This window comes from Micromonospora sp. NBC_00362 (assembly GCF_026342155.1).
GTDB classification, from domain to species: Bacteria; Actinomycetota; Actinomycetes; order Mycobacteriales; family Micromonosporaceae; genus Micromonospora; species Micromonospora hortensis.
This window is the reverse complement of sequence record NZ_JAPENH010000001.1, coordinates 4263904-4289463: the sequence shown is the minus strand read 5'-3', so window position 1 is coordinate 4289463 and position 25560 is coordinate 4263904. Positions and strand designations below refer to the sequence as shown.

The window sequence follows — 25560 nt, the reverse complement described above, 5'->3', positions numbered from 1 at the left end:
GAATGGTCATTCGCCTATCTCAACCCGCCGCGCGGGTCGCAGCAACCGGATTGGCCCGATCCGCGGCCGGTGCGGCGGTCAGCCGACCGGCAGGTGCCGCAGGTGGCGACGGCGGCGCAGACGGACGCTGGCCACCGCGGCCACGCCCAGGGTCAGCAGGGCGGTGACGACGAGCCCGTGCAGCAGGCCACGGAAGAGATAGCCCTGGTCGGTGTTGTCGACAGTCCAGGTGGCGACCTCCCGGCTCGACCAGAACGGCGTCAACCTCGCCCCGGACCCGGCCGGGTCGATCAGCATCTGCACCGTCACCACTGTGAGCAGCAGCAGCGTGCCCTCCAACTCGCGGGGCAGCAGCGCACCGATCAGCATCCCGAACGGCGCCGCCACCGCGACGGAACAGAGCAGCGCCGCCGCCAGGCCACCGTACCGCAGGTCCGCGCCGTCGATCATCGGGAGCAGGAAGAAGGGTACGGAGATGACCAGCCCCACCGTCCACAGACCGAGCATCCGACCGAGGTAGAGGTGGTGTGGGCGGTAGCCGGCCAGCCGCAGCCTCGGCTCCAACTCGCGGGCCGCGGTCGTGGCGAACAGCGCGGCGGTGCTCACCGCCCAGCCCACGCCGAGCAGCAGCGAGCGAACCGACTGCCCGAGGTAGGCGTCCCGCCGGATCAGGTAGAAGGTCAACGGCATCAACAACAACAGCAGGAGTACGCCTCGACGCCGCAGCAGCTCCCGCATTGTCATCTCGGCGACGGTGACGAGCCGGTTCACGGGCGGCCTCCCTGGATGCCGGGCGCGTGCCGCAGGGTCTCGTGTGCCGGGGTCAGGTCGAGCACGATGTCCACCCGGTCGAGTTGGTTCAGCAGGTGGGTCACCACGACGATGGCGGTGCCGGCGTCGCGCAACCTGCTGAGCTGGTCCCAGAAGTTGACGTACGTGCCCTGGTCGAAGCCCTGGTACGGCTCGTCGAGCAGCAGCACGTCGGGGGCGCTGAGCGTGGACATGGTCAGGTTGAGCTTCTGTCGGGTGCCGCCGGAGAGGTGGCGGGCCTGCACGTCGCCGCCCGCTTCCCAGCCGAGCTGCCGGGCCGCCGCCCGACCGGCGCGGCGGGCCGGGCCCCGGGCCACATCCTGGCCGGCGCCGATCAGCACGAAGTGCTCGTCGGCGAGCAGGAAGTCGGAGGTGCCGCCGGATTGCGGGCAGTAGCCGAGCCGCCCGGAGACGGTCACCTCACCGGCGTCCGGTGACATGAGTCCGGCGCAGATCCGGAGGAAGGTGCTCTTGCCGCAGCCGTTCGCGCCGACGACTGCGGCGATCTGTCCGGCCCGGACGGTCAGCGTGGCGTCGCGCAGCACGGTTCGCCGTCCGTACCGCTTGGTGATGCCCGCGGCGTGCAACCGGACCGGGCCGGGGCGCGGTCCGGGCGCGGTGCCGATGCTCTCCACGACGGCACCCGCGTACTGCTGGGGTGGGCCGAAGACGACCCAGGGGTCGCCGCCGCCCTCGCGTAGGTGCGTGGCGGCCTCGGCGACCACGTGCCGTGCGGCGTCCGCCGCGACCCGGCGCTGGTGCAGCTCGGCTGTGAGCGTACGCAGCCAATCGTCGGCGTTCACCGGCTGACCCCCTTCGTGACGATGTCGTTCACCGGCCGGACGAAGGTGAGCCAGGCGCTGCCGCCGGCGCGGAGTGCCGCGTGCCCGTCGTCGGTGAGCCGGTAGTACTTGCGGGCTGGCCCGGCGCTGCCCTCCCGCCACTGCGCGGTCACCAGGCCGGTCTTCTGTAGGCGCAGCAGCACGGGGTAGAGCGTGCCGCCTTGGATCGGCCCGACGCCCGCCGCGTCGAGCGCCTGGGCGAGCTGGTAGCCGTAGGACTCGCCGTTGGACAGCAGGGCCAGGACGCAGATGTCGAGCACCCCCCGCAGCCACTGCCCACGCCGGTCGGAATCCACCCGTCGGACAGTAGCGGCGCTAGCTAGATGGCACAACCACCTACTGTGGCAGCGGAGCCCGAACCAGTCGGTCCGGGTGAGCCGCCGAGCGAGCCGTACGGGTCAGCGGGCGACGACGTCGGAGACCACGACTGTGACGTTGTCCGGCGCGCCGGCGTGGTGGGCCAGCTTCACCAACTGCTCGCCGCACTGCTGGCGGTCGGCGTACATGCCCAGGGCAGCGGCGATGGCCTCGTCCTCGACGTAGTCGGAGAGCCCGTCGCTGCACAGCAGCAGCCGGTCACCGGGGACCACTGTGAGCACCCCGACCGCGGGTGGGGTGTCGGCGCCCTGCACGGCCCGGGTCACCAGGGACCGCTGCGGGTGGTGGCGGGCCTGCTCGGGAGAGAGGGTGCCCTGATCGACGAGCGCCTGTACGAACGTGTCGTCCCGGGTGAGCTGGGTCAGCTCCCCCTCGCGCAGCAGGTAGCAGCGGGAGTCGCCCACCTGGGCCAGCACCAGCGTCTCCCCGGCCAGCAGCGCCGCCGTGAGCGTCGTACCCATGCCGTCCCGGCTCGGGTCGACGGTGATCGCGGCGTGGATGCGCTGGTTGGCGGTGCTGACCACGGCACGCAGCGCGTCGGCGGCGCCGTCGGGGTCGGTGGGCGGAGCCAGCTCGTCCAAAATCCGGATCACGATCTCGCTCGCCACCTCGCCCGCAGGCAGCCCGCCCATGCCGTCGGCGACGGCGATCAGGCGGTCACCGGCGAGGGCGGAGTCCTCGTTGTTGGTGCGCACCAAGCCGATGTCGTTGAGGATGACCGAGCGGAGGATCAGCGTCATGGGGACAAGCTTGCCAAGAACAACCCGCATTCGTCTCTACGCCTCCTACCTAGGTCGAGAAATGATTGCGATTTTCGTCGACGGGGTCGACGGTCCGTGACCGTTCGGCGGGGTTTCCGCGGCGCGGATAGCGCAGCAGCAGGCTCGCGGCGACCTCCTCGTCACCCACCGCCGCGTAGCTGTGTGGCACGTCCGACACCCAGCGGAGGTGACCGCCGGCCGGGGCGGTCAGCGGTGCGTCGGCCGGCCCGGCGCGCAGCACCCCGGCGAACACGGTGACGTGCTCGGTCACCCCCGCCGGGTGGGCGGGGGAGAGCTGCCCGGGGCCGGGCGCGACCCGCATCCGGTACAGCTCGTAGGTCGCGTCGGTGTCGGTGAAGACCTCCAGCAGGGTGGCGGTGACGGCGGTGCCGTGCACGGTGGGCCCGGCGGCCGGCTCCGCCAGTACGGCCGTCAGCGGTACGCCGAGCTGCGCGGTGACCGCCCAGAGCGTCTCCAGGGTCGGGTTGCGGGTGCCGTGCTCCAGGCCGGAGAGGGTGGCCTTTCCGACACCGGCGAGCCGGGCGAGTGTGGACAGCGAGATCCCCTGCTCCTCGCGCAGGGCACGGACCCGGCGCCCGACGACGGCGGGATCCACGTCGAGGCCCGGGCGCGGGGCTGGTGGTGGGTGCGGCACCCGGCTATCGTGCTACACGCTTCCGTTCCGTAAACGGAACAGTCGGGAGGGTGGGGTGTCCGGACGCGTGCAACCGGTGCTGGCGGGGGTGGTGACCGCGCTGGTCGGCTTCGCCAGCTCGTTCACAGTCGTGCTGGCCGGGCTCCGAGCGGCGGGCGCGTCGGACGCGCAGGCCGCCTCCGGTCTGCTCGCTCTCTGCGTGGCGAGTGGGCTCGCCGCCGCCTGGCTGGGCTTGCGGTACCGGATACCGATGAGCGTGGCCTGGTCCACTCCGGGCGCGGCGCTGCTGGTGGCGACCGGGCCGTCGCCGGGCGGATGGCCGGTGGCGGTGGGCGCCTTCCTCGTCTCCGGTGTGCTGATCGTCGCGGCCGGGTTGTTCCCACCGCTCGGCCGTGCGGTGGCCGCCATCCCCAAGCCGGTGGCCGGCGCGATGCTCGCCGGGGTGCTGTTGCCGCTGTGCACCGCCCCGGTCCGCGCGCTGGTCGAGCTGCCGGTGGTGGCCGGATCGGTGGTGGTCGGTTGGCTGCTGCTGCACCGGTTCGCCCGACGCTGGGCAGTGCCAGGTGCGCTGGTGGTGGCCGTGGCGGCGATCGCACTGACCGCACCGCCGACCGGCCTGACCGGTGCCGCGCTGATCCCGTCGGTCACGCTGACCGCGCCGGCCTGGAACGCGTCAGCACTGGTCGGTCTGGCCCTGCCGCTGTTCCTGGTCACCATGGCCGCGCAGAACGTACCCGGCATGGCCGTGCTGGTCGGCTACGGCTACCGGCCGCCGTTCGGCGCCGCGCTGCGGACCACCGGCCTGGCCAGTCTGCTCGCCGCCCCGGCCGGCGGGCACGCGGTGAACCTCGCGGCGATCACCGCCGCGCTGGCCGCCGGCCCCGACGCGCACCCCGACCCGGAGCGCCGATGGATCGCCTCGGTCACCGCAGGCGCTGGGCTGGCCGTGCTCGGCCTCGGCGCTGGCGTGGCCACCACGCTCGTGGCGGTCGCCCCACCGATCCTCATCGAGGCGGTCGCCGGGCTGGCGCTACTGGGAGCCCTCGCCACCGCGCTCGCTTCGGCGGTGACCGACCCGGCAACCCGGGAGGCAGCCGTGGTCACCTTCGTGGTGACCGCGTCCGGGGTGACGCTGATCGGCGTGGGCGGCGCGTTCTGGGGCCTGGTCGCGGGCTGCCTGATGCTGCTGCTCTTCCACCGCCGCCAACCCGCCCCTGCCGGGCCGGACCAGCCCATCCCCGCCGGGCGGGAAGGGCGGCTGGGTCACTCCTCGGGCGGCAGGTCGGCCACCCCGACGGCCAGCAAGACCCGGCCGTCGGCCACCGACCCGATCCGGTCGGCCGGTACGTAGACCGCGCCGGTGCGGGTCAGGTCGGTCGAGACCTTCAGATAGCCGCTGTGTAGCAGCCGCGCCGCCAGATCGGCCGGAACGTCCGGCTCCTCGACCGCGGTCGCCTCGATCAGCTCGTCCAAACTGCTGCCCGGGTCGGCGGTCGGTGTCTGGACTGTCACCGCGTTCGGGTCACCCCGCTGGACGAGGTCCACGGTGCCGACCTCCGTGCCAGCTGAGTCGATCACCGGCATCCCGGTGGTGATCCGCGAGATGGTCGCCTGCTGCTCGTCCTGCTGGTCCATCCCGCTGCGGTTCCCAGGGCGGCGCGCCGCTAAACGCCGTCGCTCGCAGGCGCCGCCGCTTCGCTGGCGCGCGTCGCTTGACCCGCTCGCCGATGGGGTAGTGGCAGTGGTTCGAGGCGATGGGCCGGAGAGCGTGATGACTGTGTGGCATCAATATGCCTCAGAGTCATCACCGTAAAGAGCAGTACCGCCACCGGGAGGCGGAGCCACGGTGGCGGACGAAGGGCCCCCGCACTGTCTGCTGCACCCGCCTACTCAGCTGTTCGGGAGGGTCCAGCCGCCGGGCGGGCGGGGGGACAGCTCCCGCCAGGTGTCCGGGCCGTCGAGCAGCGCCCGGACGGTGTCCTCGGCCTCGTCCGCACTGCCGTACTCGTAGAAACGGGAGATGCCCTCGGCGCCGCCGGCCCGCTGCTCGACGTGCCACCGGTCGGCGTCCACCCGCAGGAAGACGTCCCGCCGGGCCAGCCGCCCCCACTTCCCGTTCCACCAGTGCTTTCGCTGCTCCATGGCGGGACTCTATCGAACACACGTACGAGAAGGTGCGGCCCCTGCGGGAATCCCGCAGGGGCCGATGTGCATCCGTTCGGGTCAGCGCTGCGTCGGCGGCTCAGGGCGGCGGCCCAGCACGTCGTCCAGCGCCCCACGCTGCTGGCCGGGGGTGGTGTGGCCGGCGGAGACCAGGGCGTCCCGGATCTCGGTGAGCAGCTTGACCTCCTCGCTCGGCGCCGAGGGCGGCGGCTCCTCGCCCCGCTTGCGCCGCTCGGCCAGCCGGTTCATCGGGTAGACGACAAGGAAGTAGAGCGCCATCGCGGTCAGCAGGAAGGTGATTACCGCGTTGACGAAGGCGATCCAGTCGAACGAGATGCCGCGAAAGCTGGGTGCCGTGCCGGCCAGGCCCTTGTCGCTACCGGTGATGAGCAGCACGAAGACCCGGATCAGCGGGTCGAGGAACGACTTGGTGAGCTGGGTGACCACGCCGGTGAACGCGGCGCCGATCACGACACCGACCGCCAGGTCGACGACGTTGCCGCGCATGATGAAGTCTTTGAAGCCCTTGAGCATTCGTACTCCCGAGGTGTCCGCTTTTCTGTCGGGCACAACCTATGCCCGTTCGGCGGGTTCCAGAAAAGCGCCGGCTTCGAGCGCCGCCCGGCCGGGATCGCCGGCCCGGATGGCCTCGACCAGTCGGGTGTGATCGACGTAGCGCTCGGGGGTGAGCTCCCCGCCCATGGCCTGGGCGACAGTGCTGCGCAGGGCGGTGCCCACCGAGGCGTACAGCTCGGCGAGCATGGCGTTGTGCGCGGCGGCGACCACCGCCGTGTGCAGTGCCGCGTCGGCCTCGACGAACGCGTCGACCCGGCCGCCGTGCCAGGCGGCCTCGCGCTGGGCGAGCGCGCCGTCGAGCGCCGCCAGGTCCTCCGGGGTACGCCGCAACGCGGCGAGCCGGGCGGCCTCCACCTCGAAGGCGCGGCGTACCTCGATGACCTCGGTCATCCGGTCGTCGCCGAGTCGGCGGGCGACCACCGGTGCCAGTTCGTCGGTGGACACCACGTAGGTGCCGGAGCCCTGCCGGCACTCCAGCACCCCGGCGTGCACCAGGGCGCGGACCGCCTCGCGGACCGTGTTGCGCCCGACGCCCAGCGCGGCGACCAGTTGTGGCTCGGTGGGGATGCGCCCGCCGACGGGCCATTCGCCGCCCAGGATCCGGGCGCGGAGCTGCTCGGTGGTCTGCCGGACCCGGTGGCCGCGAGGCGGCACGGCTGGCTGGCTGTGGGGCGGCACGGCTGGCTGGCCGCTGGGGGGCGCCGGCGGCGCGGAGGGGAAATCAACAGACGGTGGCACTGGTTACATCACCGGTCCCAAATTCATCCCATGATTGTAGGTTAGAGGTCATGACCCCGCCACCAACCGCCGCTCCGCCGCTGCCCGCCCCCGTCGCCGTCGACCCTCGCCCGACGCGGGACCCCGGCACCGGCCGGCGGACGCACCCGGCGACCGGTGGCGCGCTGGTGCTGGTCGGGATGCTGCTGGTCGCGCTCAACCTGCGCGCAGTGGTGACGAGCCTCGGGGCGCTGCTCGACGAGGTCCGCGACGGGCTGGGCCTCTCCGGCGTCACCGCCGGCCTGGTCACCACCCTGCCGACCATCGCGTTCGCCGGCCTCGGCGCGCTCACCCCGTGGCTGGTCCGCCGGGTGGCACCGGCCCGGGTGCTGGTGGTCGCCATGTTCGCCCTCGCCGTGGGCCAGGTACTCCGGGTCGTCACCGACTCGGCCTTGATCTTCGTACTCACCAGCGCGCTGGCGCTGTCCGGCATCGCGGTCGCCAACATCCTGCTGCCGATGCTGGTCAAGCAGCACTTCCCGCACCGCACCGGCCTGGTCACCGGGGCGTACACGATGGCGTTGACAGTGGGCACGACTGTGGCCGCCGCCTCCGCGGTGCCGATCGCGCACGCCTTCGGGTCGTGGCGGGCCGGGCTCGGCGTCTGGGCCGCGATGGCAGCGGTGGCCGTACTCCCGTGGGTGCCGCTGGCACTGCGGACCCGCGCCGCGGCGCGGCGGGCGACCCCGACGGCGGTCGTCGCCACGCCGACGCGGGTCCGGCCGGCGCGGACCCGGCTCGGCTGGGCGATGGCCGTCTACTTCGGGGCGCAGTCGCTCAGTGGGTACGCGATCATGGGCTGGCTGGCCCAACTGTTCCGCGACGCCGGTTACCAGCCGGAGTCGGCTGGGCTACTGCTCGCCGGGGTGACCGCGCTCGGCGTGCCGATCGCGCTGCTGATGCCCACCCTGGCCGGTCGGCTCGGCAGCCTGCGGCCACTGGTGCTCGGGCTGACCACCGCGTCGGCGCTGGCCTACCTGGGGTTGGCGTTCGCACCGCACGGTGCCGCGCTGCTCTGGGTCGCCCTGCTGGCGATCGGTCAGGGCGCGTTCCCGATGATCCTGACCGCCATCGGCCTCCGCGCCCGAACCGCCGAGGGCACTGTCGCGCTCTCCGCGTTCGCGCAGAGCACCGGGTACGTGATCGCCGCCCTCGGCCCGCTGATGGTCGGCATCCTCTACGAGGCCACCGGCGGCTGGACCGCGCCGATCGGGTTCCTGTTGGGCGCCCTGGCCGTGCAGACGACGGCGGGCATGGCGATCGCTCGTCCTCGTTACGTCGAGGACGAGTGACGCACGCTGACGGTCAGGAGGAAGCTGGCGTCGGTTCGCCGGCGACTGCCTCATCCACCGTCGGGTAGGTGTGCAGCACCTCGACCAGCCCGCTCACCTCGAGGATGCGCAGCACGCCGCGCTGCGGGGCGGCCAGCCGGACCACGCCGCCAGCCTCGTCGCAGCTGTTCTTGGCGCGGACGAAGACCGACAGACCGGTCGAGTCGCAGAACGAGACGTCTGCCAGGTCGAACACCAGCCGGTTGCGGCCCTTGTCGAGCAGGTCGGTGATCTGGTCCTGAAGCTGCGGTGCGGTGGCCATGTCCAGCTCGCCCGCGACCGCCACGACGACCACGTCGCCGCGTTGTTCCGTGTGCACCGTCAACGACATTCGCCAGACCTCCTGTTATCGGGGGAACGGTATCCCACGACCATGGTCAGAGGTAGAACGGGAGCCGTGATCCGGTGGCCATCGTCATTCCGTTGCTACGGGGCAAGTAGTTGATCAGACCCCGGTGATAGAGTCCGCCCGGTCCAGGTCAAGGGGGTTCGAAATGGCGTTGAGCACCGAAGAAAGTGGTCGGCTCGCCGCGCTGCTGAGCGGGCAGGACGAACGGGTCACGACTCGGTGGACCGAGATCGTCACCAGTTCGTTGCGAGGCCGGCTGAGCCAGGCGGAGCTGCGCCGACAGGTCCAGGACCTGCACCGCGCCATCGTCGCCACCGGCCAGCAGGGCACCATCGACCTGGCCGCCGACGGCGCTGCCGAGCTGCGCGCCGCGCTCTCCGAGCTGTCCCGTGGCCGGGCCCGGCAGGGTTTCTCCGCCACCGAGACCACGATCAGCATCTTCGCGCTGAAGGACGTGCTGGCCGAGCTGGTGCAGGAGACCGGCGGCCCGAAAGCGCTCCAGGACTTCGTCGCCTTCTCGAAGCTGGTCGACGAGATGGGCCTGTTCACCTTCGAGAGCTTCGTTCGCACCCGGGAGAGCCTGATCGCCGATCAGGCCGAGCAGCTGCTCGAGCTCTCCACGCCGGTGGTCAAGCTCTGGGAGGGCGTCGTCGCCGTGCCGCTGGTCGGCACCCTGGACTCGGCCCGGGCCCAGGTCGTCATGGAGCGGCTGCTCCAGACCCTTGTCGACACCAGCTCGCCGTACGCGATCATCGACATCACCGGCGTGCCGGCGGTGGACACCCAGGTCGCCCAGCACATCCTGAAGACCGTTGTGGCTGCCCGGCTGATGGGCGCCGACTGCATCATCTCCGGCATCCGTCCGCAGATCGCGCAGACCATCGTGGCGCTCGGCATCGAGTTCGGCGACATCGCCACCAAGGCGAGCCTCGCCGACGCGCTGCGCCACGTGCTGCGGCTCACCGGGGTGGAGACCGCCCGCCGCCAGCCGCGCCGGGACGCCTGATGGAGAGGGTGCCGATCCTCAAGATCGGGGACATCCTGCTCGTCTCGATTCAGCTCGACATGTCCGACCAGACGGCGGTCGCGCTCCAGGAGGACCTGGCCGAGCGCATCGTCGCGACCGGCTGCCACGGCGTCATCATCGACATCACGGCACTGGACATCGTCGACTCCTTCGTCGGGCGAATGCTCTCCACCATCGCGTCGATCTCCAAGGTGCTGGACGCGGAGACGGTGGTGGTCGGGATGCGTCCGGCCGTCGCCATCACCCTTGTCGAACTCGGGCTGTCGCTGAACGGCATCCGTACCGCGCTGAACGTGGAGCGTGGCATGGAGCTGATCGCGGCGGCCCACGCCGACGAGCTCGACTACCAGCTCGACGACGATCCGGACGCCGAGACGGCCACGCCGTGACCGCGGGCATCGACCTGGGCCAGCCACAGGCGCAGTCGGTCCGCAGCGATGAGGACGTGGTGCGCGTCCGGCAGCTGGTCCGCGCCGTGGCGGTGGCCAGCAAGCTGTCCCTCGTCGACCAGACCAAGGTGGTCACCGCTGCGAGCGAGTTGGCCCGCAACACCCTGGTGTACGGCGGCGGCGGTTCGGTCGAGGTGACTGTCGTGGACAACGGCCGACGCAAGGGCGTGCAGATCGTGTTCGCCGACTCCGGGCCGGGCATCGCCGACCTGAACCTGGCGATGACCGACGGCTACACCAGCGGCGGTGGCCTCGGCCTCGGGCTCAGTGGATCACGACGCCTGGTCGACGAGTTCGAGATCGAGACGTCAGCGGAGACCGGTACGCGGATCACGGTCACCAAGTGGTCCAGGTGAACGCCGACGCGGTCACCGACAGTGGCATCTGGTTCCGGGTGGAGGCCAGCAGCGCGGCGAGTGCCGTCCGGCGTGCCGCCGAACGTCTCGGCGCGCAGGTGGAGATGGGCGAGGCGCGCATCGCCGACCTGGCCATCGTCGCCGCCGAGCTGACCAGCAACCTGGTCAAGCACGCCGACGACGGTGTCCTGCTGCTCCGGCCGGTACGCCGCGCCGGGCAGGCCGGGGTGGAGTTGGTGGCAATCGACTCCGGGCCCGGCATGGCCGACCTGACCGTCTCGTCCCAGGACGGGCACTCCACCACCGGCACACTCGGCATCGGTCTGGGCGCCATCGTCCGGCAGGCCAGCTGGTTCGACGGATACTCGCTGCCGGGCCGAGGCACCGTCCTCGCCGTGCAGGTCTGGCCGGCCGAGCCGGCTCGGCCGTCCTGGGCCGGCGCTCTCACCCGACCGCTGACCGGCGAGACGATCAGCGGCGACGGCTACGCCGTGCGGGTCGTCGACGGGCGGCACCAGGTGCTGGTGAGCGACGGGTTGGGGCACGGCCCGCTGGCCGGAGCCGCCACCGAGGCGGCGCTGGCCGCGTTCCGCGACGCCCCGGCCGGCCCACCGGCGATGGTGGTCGGTCACCTGCACCGGAGCATGTCGCACACCCGGGGCGCCGCGCTCGCCGTCGGCGAGCTGATGCCGGAGGCCGGCGTGCTGCACTACGCCGGCCTGGGCAACATCGCCGGCGTGGTCGTCGAGGGTGACGGCCGCCGTCGAGGGCTGGTGTCGCTGCCCGGCATCGCCGGCCACCAACGGCCGACGATCCGGGAGTACGACTACCCGTTCGGTCCCGGCGCCCGGCTGGTGATGCACAGCGACGGGGTGGTCGACCGGTGGCGGATGACCGACTACCCGGGCCTGGCGGAGCGATCCCCGCTGATCATGGCGGCGACCCTGCTCCGGGACGCCGGTGTACGACGTGACGACGCCTGCGTACTGGTCGCGAGGTCGTGGGCGTGAGCGGAGAGCCGGCAGCGCTGCCGCTGCTCCAGATGGCGCTGCGGGTCGAGCAGGACATCTTCGTGATCCGTCAGCGGGGGCGCGAGGTGGCCGCTGTGGTCGGCCTCGAACACCAGGACCAGGTGCGGATCGCCACCGCGCTCAGCGAGGTCGCCCGGGATCTGCTGCGGACAGTCGGCGGTGCCGATGTCTCCTTCCACGTCGACGCGGGTGCCGACGGCCGCTTCCACCTGCGCGCCGACCTGGCCCCGGTGTCCCCGCTGCCCGACGATCGCTACCAACCGCAGTCCGGCGCGGTGTCCCGACTGGTCGACACACTGAGCGTGTCGACCGTCGAGGGGGTTACGGTCGTACGGATGTCCCGACGAGTCCCGGCCAACGCGCCGACGCCGACCCCGGAGCGGCTGGCCGAGTTCCGTACCGAACTCGGCCGCACCGCGCCGGCCAGTGCGCTGGACGAGTTGACAGTGCAGAACGGGCAGCTCATCGCCGCACTAGACGAGGTGCGCAGTCAGCGCGACGAGCTGGCCGTGCTGAACGAGGAGCTGGCCGAGACCAACCGCGGCGTGCTGGCGCTCTACAACCAGCTCACCGAGGAGTTGGAGGAGACCAACCGTGGCGTCGTCGCCCTCTACGCCGAGCTGGACGAGAAGTCGGCCCAACTCCGTGCGGCCAGTGAGTCGAAGAGCCGGTTCCTGGCCAATGTGAGCCATGAGCTGCGCGCCCCGGTCACCGCGATCATCGGCCTGGGGCGGCTGCTCACCGACTCCGCCTCCGACCCGCTCACCGACGAGCAGGGCCGCCAGATCGATCTGATCCGCTCGTCGGCGGCGGACCTGCTCAACCTGGTAAACGAACTCCTCGACCTGGCCAAGGCGGAGTCCGGCCGGATCGAGCCGGAGCTGGCCGAGGTCGACCTGCGGCCGGTCTTCGGTCAACTGCGCGGCACGCTGCGCGCGCTGGCCACCCGCCCCGAGGTGGAGTTGGTAGTGGAGGAGCCGGCCGCGCCGGCCCTGCTGCGCACCGACGAGGTGCTGCTCGGCCAGGTGCTGCGCAACCTGCTGCACAACGGGTTGAAGTTCACCGAGCGCGGCGAGGTGCGACTGCGGGCCAGCCAACACGGCGACCGTTGGCAGTTCGAGGTCCGCGACACCGGGCCGGGCATCGCTCCCGAGCTGCACGACCGGATCTTCGAGGAGTTCTACCAGATCCCCGGTGCCACCCGGGTCGGCGGCACCGGCCTCGGTCTGCCGTACGCCCGGCGGTTGGTGACGCTGCTCGGCGGGTCACTGGAGCTGACCAGCGCGGCCGGCGAAGGCAGCACATTCACCGTCTCCCTACCCGTCGGCGGGGCGTGACGGCGTGGACGGCATGCCGACAACCATCCTGGTGGTCGATGACAGTCGTACCAAGCGTTACCTGCTGGTCAGCTGGTTGACCCGTTCCGGGTTCACGGTGCTGGAGGCCGAGAACGGCGCCGAGGCGTTGGCTCGGGTCGAGGTGGACCGGATCGACCTGGTGGTCCTCGACGTCCGGCTGCCCGACCTGAGCGGCTACGAGGTCTGCGAACAGATCAAGGCGCGGCACCCGGCGATGCCGGTGATCCACGTGTCGGCGCACGCAGTGGACGTGGCCGACCGCGCCCAGGGGCTGACCCGGGGTGCCGACGCGTACCTGACCGAGCCGATCGAGCCCGAGGAGCTGATCGCCACCACCCGGGCGGTGCTGCGCTACTACCAGGCCCGCCAGCGCGCCGAACTGCTCGCCGAGCGGCTGCTCGGGTTGGCCGACACGACAGTCGCTGTGCACGCGGCGCCGACCTTCGCGCGCCTGCTGGAGGCCGCAGCCGAGGGCGCCGCGCAGATCTTCAAGAGCCCGGCCGCGGTGATCGCCGAAACCTTCGACGGCGACTGCCTCGCGGGTGTCTGCGCCGGTCCCGGCGCGGTGGCCGCCGTGGTGCCCTGGGTCGTCGACGACACCGGTGTGCCCACCGGTGCCACGGTCCGGGTGGAGACCCCAGCGAACTGGGCGCTCGTCGACTGGCCGGCGGACGACACGGTGACAGTCGCCGCCGCCCGACTGCGCGAGGACCGGGCCCCGCTGTACGTGGTGGTCCCGACCGCCACCCAGACCGCACGGACCCCGGTGCTCAAGCAGTTGGCTCAGGCGGTGGCGGCGGCCGTGGAGGGGCAGCGCTCGTTCGACGAGGAGCACCGGATCGCTGTCACCCTCCAACGCAGCCTGCTCCCGCGTGGGCTGCCCACAGTGGCTGGCCTGGACCTCGCGGTGCGCTACGAGCCGGCCAGCGCGCAGACCGAGGTGGGCGGCGACTTCTACGAGCTGGTGATGCTCGACGGGCACCTGCTGCTCGCGATCGGGGACGTCGCCGGCCACTCACTGCACGCGGCGACAGTGATGGCCGAGCTGCGGCACGCGGTGCGGGCGTACGCGGTCGAGGGCCACCAGCCCGGCGAGATCCTGCACCGGGTCAACGAGCTGATGCGGACCCTGCTGCCGAACGAGTTGGCGACGCTCTGCGTACTGCTGATGCACCCGCCGACCGGACGGGTCCGGTTGGCCAGTGCCGGGCACCTTCCGCCGCTGATGATCATCGACGGCAAGGTCGAGTTCGTGCAGCACTCCGCGCCGCTGCTCGGCGTCCGCGCCCCGCGCCCGGACGACCTGGAGTTCGTGGTGCCGGCCGGCGCCACGCTGGTCTTCTACACCGACGGGCTGATCGAGCGGCGGGACGCCACCATCGACGAAGGGCTCGCCGCCCTGGCCAGCGTCGCCGCGACTGTCGACGGTGACCTGGACCGGTTCTGCGCCCGACTGCTCGTGGAACTGGCCCCACCGGAGATCCAGGACGACGTCGCCGTGGTCGTCCTGCGGCGTCGCTGATCTGTCAGCTCTCCTCAGCCAACTGAGCGGGCGTACGCGGCGGGGGACACCCCGGCCACGGCGGTGAAGTCACGGACCAGGTGGGCCTGGTCGCTGTAGCCGAGGTCGGCGGCGAGGTCAGCCCAGCTCAGCGGGCCACCGGCGGCCTGTTCGACCGCCTCCTGGAGTCGGTAGCGGCGGATCACCCACTTCGGCCCGACCCCCACGTACTCCATGAAGAGCCGCTGCAACCGGCGGACCGGAACGTCGTGGCGCGCGGCGAAGTCGTCGACGCGCAGCACCGTCCGGTCCTTGCGGATCGCCTCGGCCAGTCGGACGGCCTCCTCGGCCATCGGGTCCGGCTTCGGCTGCCAGGCGGTGAGGAGGGTGTCCAGCGCCCGGCAGCGCTCGTCGTCGCCGGCCGCCGAGGTGGGCGCTCCCGGAGACGTGCCGGCGCCCACCGGGACGTCCGGGAGGGTCAGCCGGCCGGTGGGCAGCGGCACCCTACGGCCGGTCAGCTCACTGACCGCGCGCCGCCAGAACGGGTGGAAGCCGCCGGGGCGGAACTGCACCCCGCACACCCGGCCGGTGCCGTTGAGCGTGATCCGGAACAGGTCGCGGCCCACCCCGGCCACCTCGCCGGACTCGGGCCCGTCGTCGTCCCGTCGGAACACCACGTTCACCGCCGGGTGCGGCACGACCCGCTGTTCGAACGGCGCGCTCAACGCCCAGTCGATCAACCAGTAGTGCTCGACCCACTGACGCAGCGACTCCGCCGGCAGGTGTCGGCGGAAGCGCATCTCGCGCAGCAGACGCCCGGGGTCGAGAATGCCTCGGCTGTCGCCACGCGGTCGCTGTCGCATTTGTTCAAGACCACCCTCATACGCTGGCCCTATGTCCACTCAGACTAGCGAGCTGCTGGCGGCCGCCGCGCCGCGAACCGTCGATGTCGTACGGGGTGTCTCCGACGACCAGCTGGACCTGCCCACCCCGTGCAGCGACTACCTGGTCCGTGATCTGCTCAACCACCTCTTCCAGGTGGTGGTCAACTTTCAGGACCTGGCCGAGAAGCGACAGGTGGAGTGGGCCGAGAAGCCCGACCACCTGGGCGACGGCTGGCGAGACCGCTTCGAGGTGGAGACCGGCCGGTTGGTAACCGCCTGGTCGGATCCGTCCACCTTGGAGGGCGTGTCGCCGGGCATGGGCATGCCGCAGCCCGTCATCGGCGGCATGGCCCTGCTGGACCTGACAGTGCACGGCTGGGATCTCGCGGTGGCCACCGGCCAGCCGTACCACCCAGCCCCGGAGGCGGTGGCCGAGTTGCATGCGCTGGTGGAGCAGTTGGGTCCCACCGCCCGCAAGATGGGCGTCTTCGCCGACCCCCTACCCACCCCAACCCCCAACCTGCCCCCCAACCCCACCCCCAACCTGCCCCCCAATCTGGCCCACGACCTGGCCCACCTCCTGACCCAAACCGGCCGCACCCCCACCTGGCCCCAAACCCCCTAACCCCCACCCCTCCGGCCCTCACCCCCACCCCCACCCCCACCCCCAAGGCCTTCCGCCCACCTGGTTGATCAAGAGGTTTGCGTCAGGTTCCGGCACGTTGGTGACGCAAACCTCTTGATCAACCAGGTGGGGGCGGGGTGGGGCAGGGGTGGAGGCAGGGGTGGGGGCGGGGTTGGGGCGGGGGCGGGGTTGGGGTTGTTGACTTGGGTATTCGCTGGGTGAATAGTTGGCTGGGTGTCTACGCCGCATGTCCTGCTCGGGTTGCTCGCAGGGGGCAGCCGGCACGGGTATGAGCTGAAGCGTGCGCACGACGAGCGGCTGCCGCGGGCTCGACCGCTGGCCTTCGGGCAGGTCTACGCCACTCTCGGTCGGCTCGAACGCGACGGGCTGGTGGCTGCCGCCGCCCAGGACCGGGTGGGCGGGCCGGATCGCACCGCGTACGCGCTGACCGACCAGGGGCGCGTCACGCTGGACCAGTGGTTGTCCACTGTGGAAGCACCCATGCCGTACGTGGCCAGCACACTCTTCGCCAAGGTCGTGGTGGCGCTCCTGGTCGCCGATGTCGACCGGGCCCGTTCGTACCTGATCGCCCAGCGGGCCGCGCACACCGCGCGGCTGCGGGAGTTGACAGCGGTCAAGGCCGATCAGGCCGCCACCCTCAGCGATGTGGTCGCTGCCGATTTCGCGATCGCCCACCTCGACGCGGATCTGCGGTGGCTGCACGCCACCCTGGGCCGGGTCGCCGACTGGCACCGGGAGGTGCATCCGTGACGCAACTCCAGGCTCGCGGGGTGGTTCGGGCGTACGGCCCGACGCCCGCACTGCGCGGCGTGACGCTCGACGTGGCCGAGGGCGAGATCGTCGCCGTGACCGGGCCGAGCGGCTGCGGCAAGTCGACGCTGCTGCACTGCCTGGCCGGGATTCTCCGGCCGGACGCCGGCGAGGTCACCTGGCGTGGGCACCGCATCGACACCTGGTCGGAGGCGGCCCGGTCCCGGCTGCGGCGCACCGAGTTCGGGGTGCTGTTCCAGTTCGGTCAGTTGGTGGCCGAGCTGACCGCCGCCGAGAACGTCGCCCTGCCCCTGCTCCTCGCCGGCACGGGGCGGCGAGAGGCACGGACGGCGGCGTTCACCTGGCTGGAACGGTTCGGGGTGGCCGAGCTGGCCGATGTTCGGCCAGGTGAGATGTCCGGGGGCCAGCAGCAGCGCTGCGCCACGGCGCGGGCGCTGGTGACCGAGCCTCGGGTGCTCTTCGCCGACGAGCCCACCGGCGCACTGGACACGCTCGCCGGCGAGCAGGTCCTCACCCAGTTGGTCCGGCTTGCCCGCGAGCAGCGCACCGCCGTCGTGCTGGTCACCCACGAGCCGCGGATCGCCGCGTACGCGGACAGGGAGATCGTGCTGCGGGACGGCCTGGTGGACCACACCGGCCTGGGGCTTGACGTGCCGCTGGCCGGCGGTGCCCGGTGAGACCGGCGACGCTGCTCCGACTCGCGCTCGCCGGCACCCGCACCGACATCGCCCGGGTGGTGCTCACCGCGCTCAGCGCCCTGCTGGCGACAGTGGCCGGGCTGACGGCGCTCACCGTGTTGGCCATCCCCACCCCGGCGGCGACGGACGAGAACCAGAACAGGTGGTCGGAGCAGTACCACAACGCTCTGCTGGCGCAGCCCGGGTTGCGCGGCGGCACGGCGATCGCGCTGCTGATGCTGATGATCCCGGTGCTGGCGCTGGCCGGCCAGTGCGCCCGGCTCGGCGCGCCGGCACGGGATCGCCGGTTGGCCGCGCTCCGGTTGGCCGGCGCCACTCCCGGGCAGGTCACCCGGTTGGTGGTTCTGGAGACCGGCGTGGCTGCTCTGCTCGGCACGCTCGTCGGGCTGGGTGTCTATCTGGTCGGCCGCGATCTGCTGCACCGCCCGGATGCGCAAGGTCAACTGGCCCTACCCACCGACGTGCTGCCGTCGACCGGCGCGCTGGCCGGCGTGGTGCTCGGTCTGCCGGTCGTGGCGGCGCTGGCCGCCGCCCTGATGCTGCGTACGGTCACCACCAGCCCGCTCGGGGTCAGCCGCAAGGCCGCCCGCGAGCGTGGTCCGGGTCCGTGGGCCGGACTCCTGATCGGCTTCGGCGTGGCCTCGTTCGCGCTGATCCGCCCCGCGGTGAACTCGGTGGACGACACCGGAGGGCTGGCCTGGTTGGTGCCGCTGCTGTTCGCGGCGGGTGCGTTCGCGGCGATGATCGGGGTGGTGATCGGCACCGGCTGGATCTCGTACCACTGCGGCCGGTTGTTGCGACGGCACGCCCGCCGTGCTCCGGCACTGCTCGCGGCGGGCCGGCTGATGGCCGACCCGTGGGCGGGCAGCCGCACGTTCGCGGCGTTGCTCGCCGCGCTGATCTTCGGTGCCGGTGCGGCCGCGTTGCGCGCCCAGTTCGCCGCCCAGGACCAGCTCGACCGTGAGCAGAACCTGCTCGCCGGCGTGGACGAGCGTCCCGATTCGTTCTACCTGGACACCATGGACCTGGTCGACGCCGCTGTCGCGGTGGCCATCCTGATCGCGGCGGGCGGGTTGATCGTCGCGCTGGTCGAGGGGATCGTCGCCCGTCGACGCGCGTACGCCGCGTTGGTCGCCACCGGGGTGCCGCGCGCCACGCTGAGCCGTTCGGTGGCCTGGCAGGCGTTGGCGCCGGCCGTGCCGGCGATCCTGCTCGCGCTCGCCGTGGGCACGCTGCTCGGTCGTGGGCTCTTTCCCGGAGCCGTGCGGGGTGAATCGTCGACGGAGATCTGCACCGGCACGGACGCGCTCTGTGCCGACCCGGCCACCCGTGGGCAGTACATCCAGTTCGTCCGACTACCCGAGGTCAGGCGGGTCCCCGCCGTACCCCTGGAACACCTGGCGTGGCTCGGTGCCGGCGCGTTGGCAGCGGTGCTGCTGACGATCGGTGTCGGCCTGCTCTTCCTGCGCGCCAGCACCGCCCTGGACGAGCTGCGCACGACCTGAACCACTGTGCCCCCACCGGCCGGGTCAGGCGGCGAGCAGGCCGGAGGAGAGCGCGATCAGGGTGCCGACCACTGCCGAACAACAGCAGACCACCAGGCCGGCGACCACCGCGAGGATCAGCCAGACCCGGCGGTCCCGTGCCACCGCCGCCACGCTCGGTCGGCGGACGTCCTCGGCGGCTCCACCGTCACTATCCGAGGCCGGGGTCACCCCGGAAGTCTAGGGCGCGACATCCGCCGCGACCCGGAAAGGCCAGGCCGCGCATGTGCGACCCGGCCATGATCGCGCCCGATCATGGAAGCAGTGGTCTCCCCGAGCCGCCGAGGGGACCACCCCACCACCGAGCGCGATCATGCCGTCCCACGGGTCAGGCGTGGCCGATGCGGTCCAGGATCCAGGCGTTGATGAACGCCTCCTCGCGCCACGAGTCGTAGCGACCGCTCGGGCCACCGTGCCCGGCACCCATCTCGGTCTTCAACAGGTAGTCGCCGCCCGGGGCGACAGCCCGCAGCCGGGCGATCCACTTCGCCGGCTCCGAGTAGAGCACCCGGGTGTCGTTGAGGCTGGTCACCGCGAGGATCGCGGGGTAGTCCACGGCGGCCACGTTCTCGTACGGCGTGTAGGACTTCATGTACGCGTACACCTCGGGGTCGTCGAGGGGGTTGCCCCACTCCTCCCACTCGGTGACCGTCAGCGGCAGCGACGGGTCGAGGATCGAGGTGAGCGCGTCCACGAACGGCACCTGCGCCACGATCCCGGTGAACGCGTCCGGCGCGAGGTTGGCCACCGCGCCCATCAGCAGGCCACCGGCCGAGGCGCCCCGGGCGACCAGCCGGTCGCTTGCCGTCCAGCCGGCCTTGACCAGGTGCTGGGCGCACGCCACGAAGTCGGTGAAGGTGTTCTTCTTGGCCAGCAGCTTGCCCTGGTCGTACCACCGTCGGCCCAGCTCACCGCCGCCCCGGGTGTGCGCCACAGCGAAGACCACGCCCCGGTCCAGCAGGGACAGTCGGGCCACCGAGAACCACGGGTCCATGCTGGCCTCGTACGAGCCGTAGCCGTACAGCTCGCAGGGTGCCGAGCCGTCCCGGGGGGTGCCCACGCGGCAGACCAGTGAGATCGGCACCCGGGTGCCGTCGTCGGCGAGCGCCCAGTCGCGGTGCTGCTCGTACTCGGCCGGGTCGTACGGTCGCCCGTCCGGCCCGGGCAGCACCGGCTTCTGCTTCAGCAGCACCATCTGCCGGGTGACCAGGTCGTAGTCGTACACCGAGTCGGGGGTGATCAGTGAGGAGTAGCGCAACCTGACCTGGCCGGTGCGGTACTCCGGGTTGGCGTCCAACCCGACGCTGTACAGCGGCTCGGGAAAGTCGATGTCGTACCCGTCGTCACTGCCCACCGGCAGCACCCGCAGCCCGGTGAGCCCGTCGGTGCGCAGCGACACCACCAGGTGGTTGGCGAAGGCGTCGACGGCCTCCAGCCGGGTGCCGGGGGTGTGCTCGATCAACGGCACCCAGTCGCCCGGTACGTCCGCCGAGGTGAACGCCAGCGCGAAGTCCTCGGCGCCGTCGTTGTGCAGGATCAGGAAGCGGTGGCCGTGGTGCTCCACGGTGTATTCGACGCCCTGTCGGCGGGGGGCGATCACGGCCGGCGCGCCGGTCGGGTTGCCGGCGGGGATCACCAGCACCTCGCTGGTCACCTTGCTGTGCACGTCGATGAGGATGAACTTCTCCGACCGGGTCAGCTCCACCCCCACCCAGAACCGCTCGTCGTCCTCCTGGTGGACCACCACGTCGTCGGCGGCGGCCGAGCCGATGGTGTGCCGCCAGACCCGGTTCGGCCGCCAGGCGTCGTCCACTGTCACGTAGAACAACACGGAGGCGTCCGACGACCAGGCGGTGCCGTAGAACGTGTCCGGCACCTCGTCCGGGAGCAACTCGCCGGTGGTCAGGTCCTTCACCCGCAGGGTGAATCGCTCGTCGCCGGAGAAGTCGGTGGAGTAGGCCAGCCAGCGACCGTCCGGGCTGACGTCGAACGCGCCGAGTGAGAAGAAGTCGTGCCCCTCGGCCAGCAGGTTGCCGTCGAGCAGCACCTCCTCGCCGTCGAGCGGGGCGCCGTCGGCGCTGACCGGCGGGTCGGTCTCACCGTCGCGGACCGCCCGGCGGCACTGCACTCCGTACTGCTGCCCCTCGACCGTCCGTGTGTAGTACCAGTGCCCGCCCTTGCGGGTCGGCACGGACAGGTCGGTTTCCTGGGTGCGTCGGCGAGTCTCCTCGAACAGGTCGGCGCGCAGGTCGGCCAGGTGTGCCGTACGCGCGTCGGTGTACTCGTTCTCGGCGGTCAGGTAGGCGATCGTCTCCGGGTCGTCCTTGGCGGCGAGCCAGGCGTACTCGTCGACGACTGTGTCGCCGTGGTGGGTGCGCTCGCTGGGCACCCGCTTCGCCGCGGGCGGGGCAGTCTCGGTGGTCACGGCGGCCACGTTACCGGCCGGCAGCCGCAGCGCGCCGGACCAGCGGCATCCCGATACTCGCCACCACGGCTTTCGAACACATGTACGATGGCCCGCATGGCGGCAGCAGCGAGTTCCCTCGGCCGGTCCGGAGCCCTCGAGATCACCCGGCGGCTGGCGGCGATCTGCGGTCCACCGTTCTCCCGGCTGGCCGGGCCGGCCGATGAGGTGGCCGGGCGACCGGCGCGCTGGGTGGCCGTCCCGGGCGGCCCGCACGCCGCCGCCGAGGTGCTGCGGCTGGCCGCCGTGCACGATCTGGCGGTGGTGCCCCGAGGTGCGGGCACGAAGATCGACTGGGGTGCGGCCCCCGTTCAGGTCGACATCCTGCTCGACACCGGCCGGCTCGCCGGCATCGGTCACGAACCGGTCGACTCGCTGGTGACCGACGTGGGTGCCGGCACTCCACTGCGGGCGGTGCAGGCCACCCTGGGGCGCACCGGGCAGCGGCTCGCGATGGACGCCCCCTCACCGGGCGCGACACTGGGCGGCGTGCTCGCCGCCGGCGAGTCCGGTCCGCTGCGCCACCGCCACGGCAGCCCCTGCGACCAACTGCTCGGTGTGCGTTACCTCGCCGCCGACGGCGAGCTGATCAGCGTCGGCGGTGGCGCGCCCGGCCTCGACCTGGCCCGCCTGCTCTGCGGCTCCCAGGGCGCGCTCGGCGTGCTGGTGTCGGCGAGCATGCGGGTGCAGCCGGTGCCGGCGAGCAGGCTCTGGGTGTCCCGCCCGGTGTGGACGCCGTTGGAGGTGCACGACCTGGTCCAGACGATCCTCGCCGCTCGGCTGGAGCCGTCGGCCATCGAGCTGGACCTGCCCGGAGGCACCCCCCGCCCACGTACGCCGTACCCGCCCGGTCACCCGGCGGCCACCGCCCGCGAGCGTCATCCGTCGATGTCCGGCCGGGCCGGCGCCCCGTCCCGGGCCGGCAGCCTGGTGGTGCTGCTGGAAGGCGGCCCGGCCGACGTCGGCGAGCGTGCCGAGCGGCTGGTCGGCCTGCTGCACGGGGAGGCGACGATCGCCCACTCCGCGCCGACGTGGTGGCGCCGCTACCCGTTCGCGCCCGGTGACACGGCGCTGCGCCTGGAAGTCCCGATCGGCGACCTGCACGCCGCCGTCTACGCGCTACGCGACGCTGCCGGAGCGCCGGTGCCGGTGCGCGGCTCCGCCGGGCTGGGCGTGGTGCATGCGGCACTGCCCGGGGCGTTGGCAGCCGACCGGGTGGCGTCCATCCTGGCCGCCGTCCGAGGGGTGCTGCTGGCCCGGCATGGCCGTTGCGTGGTGGTCTCCGCTCCGGCGGCGGTCCGCCAGGCGGTCGACCTCTGGGGCGAGCTGGCCGGCCTGGCCCAGTTGCGGGCCGCGAAGCAGCACCTGGATCCGGAGCACCGGCTCGCACCCGGGCGGCTCCCCGGCGGCCTGTGAGGCCGGGTTGGCCGTCTGCCGGTGCGGCCCGGCCGGGTCAGCTTGTCGGCCGGTGCGGCCCGGCCGAGGTCAGTCCAGCCACCACCGGTGCATGTCCAGCAGTGGCGGGGTGAAACGGGCCACCAGCACCAGCAGACCGCCTACCGCGCCGACCAGCAGCAGTGACCGGGTCGCCCGGGGCAGGGCCTCACGCGCTCGGGCGGCCAGCGCCACAGCGACGATCGCCAACGGCAGCGCGAGCACCGCACCCACCACGTAGAGCATCCCGACCACTGCGTAGAGCCAGAGGAACGGGTTCAGCCCAGCCATCCCGAACGGGATCATGTCCTTCGGGTCGTACGTGCCGGTCAGCATCTCGGCCGGGCCGACGCCGGCGGTCGTCATCCGACCGACGTAGAGCAGCAGCACGGCGACGAACGCGCCAAGGGTCGCGAGCTGCGCGACGATCAGGGCCCGGACTGCCGGCCGGGAGTACGACGTGACCTGCGCGACGCTCGTCATGACCGTCAATCTACCGAGCGGACCGAATATCCGAGGGCGGCGCGGCGGTCAGCTCGCGTCGTTGCGGAGCACCAGGACGGCGATGTCGTCCCGGGGCGGCTCGACCGAGAAGTTGATCGCCGCGGCGCGCAGCCGGGCGGCCACCACGTCGGCCGAATACCCGGCCAGGGGCGCTGCGGCGTCGCGCAGCCGATCGGTGCCGAACAGCTCCCGGCCGCGCCGCCGCTCGGTGACACCATCGGTGTAGAAGATCAGCGAATCGCCCGGCGCGAGCGTGATCTCCGCCGTCGGCGAGGTGATCGTGTCGAGCAGGCCGAGGGCGGTGCCGCCGGTGCCGACGAACCCGGCGCCGCCCGTTGCGGCCAGCAACACCGGCCGGTCGTGCCCGGCGAGGTGCAGCGAGACGTCCAACTGGCCACCCTCGCCCGGCCCGACCGCTGCCAGCGCGAGCGTGCAGTAGCGACCGCCACCGCGCTCGACAAGTGTCTCGTTGAGCCGTGCCAGCGCCTCCGGTAACGGTTTGCCGTCGCCGACCAGCACCCTGATCACGTCCCGGACCAGCCCGGTCACCGCGGCCGCCTGGACACCCTTGCCCGAGACGTCACCGATCACCACCAGCCACCGCCCGTCGGGCAGTGGCACCACATCGTAGAAGTCGCCGCCCACCTCGGCGTCGTCGCCGGTCGGGACGTACTCGGCGGCGAAACCGATTCCGTCCACCAGCGGCAGCACCGGCGGCAGCAGAGACTGCTGGAGCGTCTGCGCCACCCGACGGCGTTCGGCGTGGATCCGGGCGTTCTCGATGGCCAGCGCGGCCCGCCGGGCCACGTCCTCCAACACTGCCACCTCGTCCGGGTCGTGCCGGTGCCGCTGGTGCCGCCCCACCGCCAGGGTCCCGAGCCGCTGCCCGCGGGCGATCAGCGGGACGGCGAAACCCTCCATCGGGCCGCCCAGGGGGATCTGCGCCGCGCTGCGGGACGCCTCGCGCAGGCGGGCCTGGATCGAATCGGGCCCGGTCTCCGCCAGCACCTTGTGCAACTGCGGAAGCATCGACTCGTCGGCGTGGCTGGCCGCCGCCAGCCGGAGCCGACCCCACTCGTCGGTGGTGTGCACCGCGCACCACTGGCCGAGTCGCGGCACCACCAACTGCGGCACCAGCGCCATGGTCAGGTCGACGTCGAGCGACTGGGCCAGCAGTTCGCTCGCCTCGGCCAGGAACGTCAGCCACACCTGCCGGCGGACGTCGGCCCGGCGCAGCCGGTCGTTCTCCAGGTGCAGCGACAGCCGCTCGGCGGTGAGCACCGCCAACGGTTGGGCGTACGCCGACGGCGCGGCGTCCAACTCCAACTCCCCGGCGTAGGGGCGGTGCACGGTCAGTGGCACCCGGAGCAGGTCGCTGTCGGGGCGGGGCGGCCGACCGAAGCGGGCCAGCACCTGGCGACCCTGACCGTCGCCCCGGTCCAGGCGGATCGTGCCGCCGGCTGCGCCCACCATCTCGGCGACCCGGCTGAGCAGACTGGTGGCGAAGTCGGGCAGCGGGTCGTCCCCGTACAGGTCGGGGGCGGTCTGCATGAGTTCGCTCATCGCACTGGCGCTCGGCGCGGACCCGTCGGTGCTCGTCCGGGGGCCGGCGTTGGCCGGTGTCGATTCGCCGATGCTCCCGCCGGAGGGCGGGTCGACGCCGGGGCGGTCGAGCCGGAACCAGACGCCCTTGCCGGTGGGCAGGTACGTGGTGCCCCAGCGGCTGGCGAAGTGGTCGACCAGCAGCAGGCCCCGGCCCCGCACGGAGACCTCGTTGATCTCGGTGGAGTCGTTGCGGTCGCCGACGGTCAGCTCGTCGCCGGAACCGGGGGCGAAGTCGGAGACGGTGACGGTCAACCCGATCTCGTCCGCGACGACCTCGATGTCCAGTTCGGTGCGGGCGTGCTCGACGGCGTTCGTGGTCAGCTCGGTGGTGAGCAGCAGCGCCTCGTTGGCCAGCTCGTCCAGGTGTGACTCGGTCAACACCGAGCGGACCACGGCGCGGGCGGCGGCCGGCGTACGGCGGTCGGCGGGCAGCCGCACACGCCGGACGGCCCCGTCCCGGGCCCCGGCCGTCGCGGGCCCCGCCTCGTCTGGCACCCCCGTATCCTCCACCGTCCCCCTGCCGGGTGCCAAGCCGATCACCGATCGCGGGCTGTCGCGTCGGTCAGCGGCACCGGTGGCAGCGTGCTGGGTGACGCGTCGAAACGACCGGTGCGGGGGCTGGGCGAGGTTTGCGGCGCGCCGTGCC

At 72.3% G+C, this 25560-nt stretch carries 28 protein-coding genes; 13 read left to right on the top strand and 15 right to left on the bottom strand.

From position 1 onward, the window contains the following. Positions 1-78 precede the first annotated feature (78 nt). The 5 genes from OG992_RS19700 to OG992_RS19680 form a co-directional block, all read right to left on the bottom strand. On the bottom strand, positions 79-771 hold the full coding sequence (locus tag OG992_RS19700; RefSeq protein WP_266303988.1) for a hypothetical protein: 693 nt from the start codon (positions 769-771) through the stop codon (positions 79-81). Further along, a complete protein-coding gene (locus OG992_RS19695; protein WP_238683202.1) occupies positions 768-1613 on the bottom strand; it encodes an ATP-binding cassette domain-containing protein in 846 nt (281 codons plus the stop codon). Before OG992_RS19695 ends, OG992_RS19700 begins: the two co-directional genes overlap by 4 nt. Continuing rightward, positions 1610-1948 carry a PadR family transcriptional regulator gene (locus OG992_RS19690; RefSeq protein WP_238683203.1) on the bottom strand — a complete coding sequence of 113 codons (339 nt, stop codon included), beginning with the start codon at positions 1946-1948 and terminating at the stop codon, positions 1610-1612. The genes OG992_RS19695 and OG992_RS19690 overlap by 4 nt, the downstream gene beginning before the upstream one ends. Before the next feature lie 102 nt (positions 1949-2050). Beyond that, positions 2051-2770, bottom strand: coding sequence for a PP2C family serine/threonine-protein phosphatase (locus tag OG992_RS19685; RefSeq protein ID WP_112586332.1), 720 nt, complete (start codon positions 2768-2770; stop codon positions 2051-2053). Between the two features lie 49 nt (positions 2771-2819). After that, a complete protein-coding gene (locus tag OG992_RS19680) occupies positions 2820-3446 on the bottom strand; it encodes an XRE family transcriptional regulator (RefSeq protein ID WP_266303987.1) in 627 nt (208 codons plus the stop codon). Positions 3447-3501: 55 nt separating this feature from the next. On the opposite strand from OG992_RS19680, the gene OG992_RS19675 reads away from it, so the two are divergent. Then, positions 3502-4797 (top strand): benzoate/H(+) symporter BenE family transporter, encoded by a 1296-nt coding sequence (locus OG992_RS19675; RefSeq protein WP_266303986.1) that lies wholly within the window; start codon positions 3502-3504, stop codon positions 4795-4797. Here OG992_RS19675 and OG992_RS19670 read toward each other — a convergent pair. From OG992_RS19670 to OG992_RS19655, 4 genes are all read right to left on the bottom strand, one after another. After that, positions 4710-5081: a hypothetical protein gene (locus OG992_RS19670; protein ID WP_091395802.1), complete on the bottom strand. Its 372-nt coding sequence runs from the start codon at positions 5079-5081 to the stop codon at positions 4710-4712. The genes OG992_RS19675 and OG992_RS19670 overlap by 88 nt on opposite strands. 255 nt (positions 5082-5336) lie before the next feature. Beyond that, the gene (locus OG992_RS19665; RefSeq protein WP_030486188.1) at positions 5337-5588 is read right to left on the bottom strand and encodes a hypothetical protein; all 252 of its coding nucleotides are present in this window, start codon (positions 5586-5588) and stop codon (positions 5337-5339) included. Positions 5589-5669: 81 nt separating this feature from the next. Continuing rightward, positions 5670-6143 (bottom strand): large conductance mechanosensitive channel protein MscL, encoded by a 474-nt coding sequence (mscL, locus tag OG992_RS19660; protein ID WP_210786874.1) that lies wholly within the window; start codon positions 6141-6143, stop codon positions 5670-5672. A gap of 39 nt (positions 6144-6182) precedes the next feature. Continuing rightward, positions 6183-6863: a FadR/GntR family transcriptional regulator gene (locus OG992_RS19655; RefSeq protein WP_210786897.1), complete on the bottom strand. Its 681-nt coding sequence runs from the start codon at positions 6861-6863 to the stop codon at positions 6183-6185. Positions 6864-6973: 110 nt separating this feature from the next. Here OG992_RS19655 and OG992_RS19650 point away from each other — a divergent pair, with 110 nt between their 5' ends. Beyond that, a complete protein-coding gene (locus OG992_RS19650) occupies positions 6974-8254 on the top strand; it encodes an MFS transporter (protein ID WP_266303985.1) in 1281 nt (426 codons plus the stop codon). A 13-nt stretch (positions 8255-8267) separates the two neighbouring features. Here the strand turns inward: OG992_RS19650 and OG992_RS19645 are convergent, their stop codons facing one another. After that, positions 8268-8624 carry an STAS domain-containing protein gene (locus OG992_RS19645; RefSeq protein ID WP_030332365.1) on the bottom strand — a complete coding sequence of 119 codons (357 nt, stop codon included), beginning with the start codon at positions 8622-8624 and terminating at the stop codon, positions 8268-8270. Positions 8625-8787: 163 nt separating this feature from the next. Here OG992_RS19645 and OG992_RS19640 point away from each other — a divergent pair, with 163 nt between their 5' ends. The 6 genes from OG992_RS19640 to OG992_RS19615 are packed head-to-tail and all read left to right on the top strand — an operon-like array spanning position 8788 to position 14385. After that, on the top strand, positions 8788-9648 hold the full coding sequence (locus OG992_RS19640) for an STAS domain-containing protein (RefSeq protein WP_266303984.1): 861 nt from the start codon (positions 8788-8790) through the stop codon (positions 9646-9648). Further along, positions 9648-10058, top strand: coding sequence for an STAS domain-containing protein (locus tag OG992_RS19635; RefSeq protein WP_196920595.1), 411 nt, complete (start codon positions 9648-9650; stop codon positions 10056-10058). The genes OG992_RS19640 and OG992_RS19635 overlap by 1 nt, the downstream gene beginning before the upstream one ends. Further along, a complete protein-coding gene (locus OG992_RS19630; protein ID WP_238683209.1) occupies positions 10055-10474 on the top strand; it encodes an anti-sigma regulatory factor in 420 nt (139 codons plus the stop codon). The genes OG992_RS19635 and OG992_RS19630 overlap by 4 nt, the downstream gene beginning before the upstream one ends. Continuing rightward, positions 10471-11484, top strand: coding sequence for a SpoIIE family protein phosphatase (locus tag OG992_RS19625; RefSeq protein WP_238683252.1), 1014 nt, complete (start codon positions 10471-10473; stop codon positions 11482-11484). The genes OG992_RS19630 and OG992_RS19625 overlap by 4 nt, the downstream gene beginning before the upstream one ends. A 32-nt stretch (positions 11485-11516) precedes the next feature. After that, a complete protein-coding gene (locus OG992_RS19620) occupies positions 11517-12842 on the top strand; it encodes a sensor histidine kinase (protein ID WP_266305234.1) in 1326 nt (441 codons plus the stop codon). A gap of 13 nt (positions 12843-12855) precedes the next feature. Beyond that, positions 12856-14385 carry a SpoIIE family protein phosphatase gene (locus OG992_RS19615; RefSeq protein ID WP_266303983.1) on the top strand — a complete coding sequence of 510 codons (1530 nt, stop codon included), beginning with the start codon at positions 12856-12858 and terminating at the stop codon, positions 14383-14385. A 14-nt stretch (positions 14386-14399) separates the two neighbouring features. Here the strand turns inward: OG992_RS19615 and OG992_RS19610 are convergent, their stop codons facing one another. Continuing rightward, the gene (locus tag OG992_RS19610; RefSeq protein ID WP_266303982.1) at positions 14400-15227 is read right to left on the bottom strand and encodes an AraC family transcriptional regulator; all 828 of its coding nucleotides are present in this window, start codon (positions 15225-15227) and stop codon (positions 14400-14402) included. 31 nt (positions 15228-15258) lie between these two features. On the opposite strand from OG992_RS19610, the gene OG992_RS19605 reads away from it, so the two are divergent. The 4 genes from OG992_RS19605 to OG992_RS19590 all read left to right on the top strand — a co-directional run bounded on the left by OG992_RS19605 (position 15259) and on the right by OG992_RS19590 (position 18868). Then, a complete protein-coding gene (locus OG992_RS19605) occupies positions 15259-15873 on the top strand; it encodes a TIGR03086 family metal-binding protein (protein ID WP_266303981.1) in 615 nt (204 codons plus the stop codon). A 234-nt stretch (positions 15874-16107) separates the two neighbouring features. Beyond that, entirely contained in the window at positions 16108-16644 is a 537-nt protein-coding gene (locus OG992_RS19600) for a PadR family transcriptional regulator (protein WP_238683212.1), read from the top strand. Continuing rightward, positions 16641-17342 (top strand): ABC transporter ATP-binding protein, encoded by a 702-nt coding sequence (locus OG992_RS19595; protein ID WP_266303980.1) that lies wholly within the window; start codon positions 16641-16643, stop codon positions 17340-17342. Before OG992_RS19600 ends, OG992_RS19595 begins: the two co-directional genes overlap by 4 nt. Beyond that, complete coding sequence (locus OG992_RS19590; RefSeq protein WP_266303979.1) at positions 17339-18868, top strand: FtsX-like permease family protein; 1530 nt, start codon at positions 17339-17341, stop codon at positions 18866-18868. Before OG992_RS19595 ends, OG992_RS19590 begins: the two co-directional genes overlap by 4 nt. A gap of 24 nt (positions 18869-18892) precedes the next feature. Here OG992_RS19590 and OG992_RS19585 read toward each other — a convergent pair whose 3' ends face one another. Next, a complete protein-coding gene (locus tag OG992_RS19585; RefSeq protein WP_266303978.1) occupies positions 18893-19078 on the bottom strand; it encodes a hypothetical protein in 186 nt (61 codons plus the stop codon). Positions 19079-19235: 157 nt separating this feature from the next. Continuing rightward, on the bottom strand, positions 19236-21332 hold the full coding sequence (locus OG992_RS19580; protein ID WP_266303977.1) for a S9 family peptidase: 2097 nt from the start codon (positions 21330-21332) through the stop codon (positions 19236-19238). 96 nt (positions 21333-21428) lie between these two features. On the opposite strand from OG992_RS19580, the gene OG992_RS19575 reads away from it, so the two are divergent. Next, a complete protein-coding gene (locus OG992_RS19575) occupies positions 21429-22787 on the top strand; it encodes an FAD-binding oxidoreductase (RefSeq protein ID WP_266303976.1) in 1359 nt (452 codons plus the stop codon). 69 nt (positions 22788-22856) lie between these two features. On the opposite strand, the gene OG992_RS19570 is transcribed toward OG992_RS19575, so the two are convergent. Continuing rightward, on the bottom strand, positions 22857-23288 hold the full coding sequence (locus OG992_RS19570; protein WP_266303975.1) for a hypothetical protein: 432 nt from the start codon (positions 23286-23288) through the stop codon (positions 22857-22859). A 48-nt stretch (positions 23289-23336) separates the two neighbouring features. After that, positions 23337-25409: a SpoIIE family protein phosphatase gene (locus OG992_RS19565; RefSeq protein ID WP_238683219.1), complete on the bottom strand. Its 2073-nt coding sequence runs from the start codon at positions 25407-25409 to the stop codon at positions 23337-23339. Positions 25410-25560 lie beyond the last annotated feature (151 nt).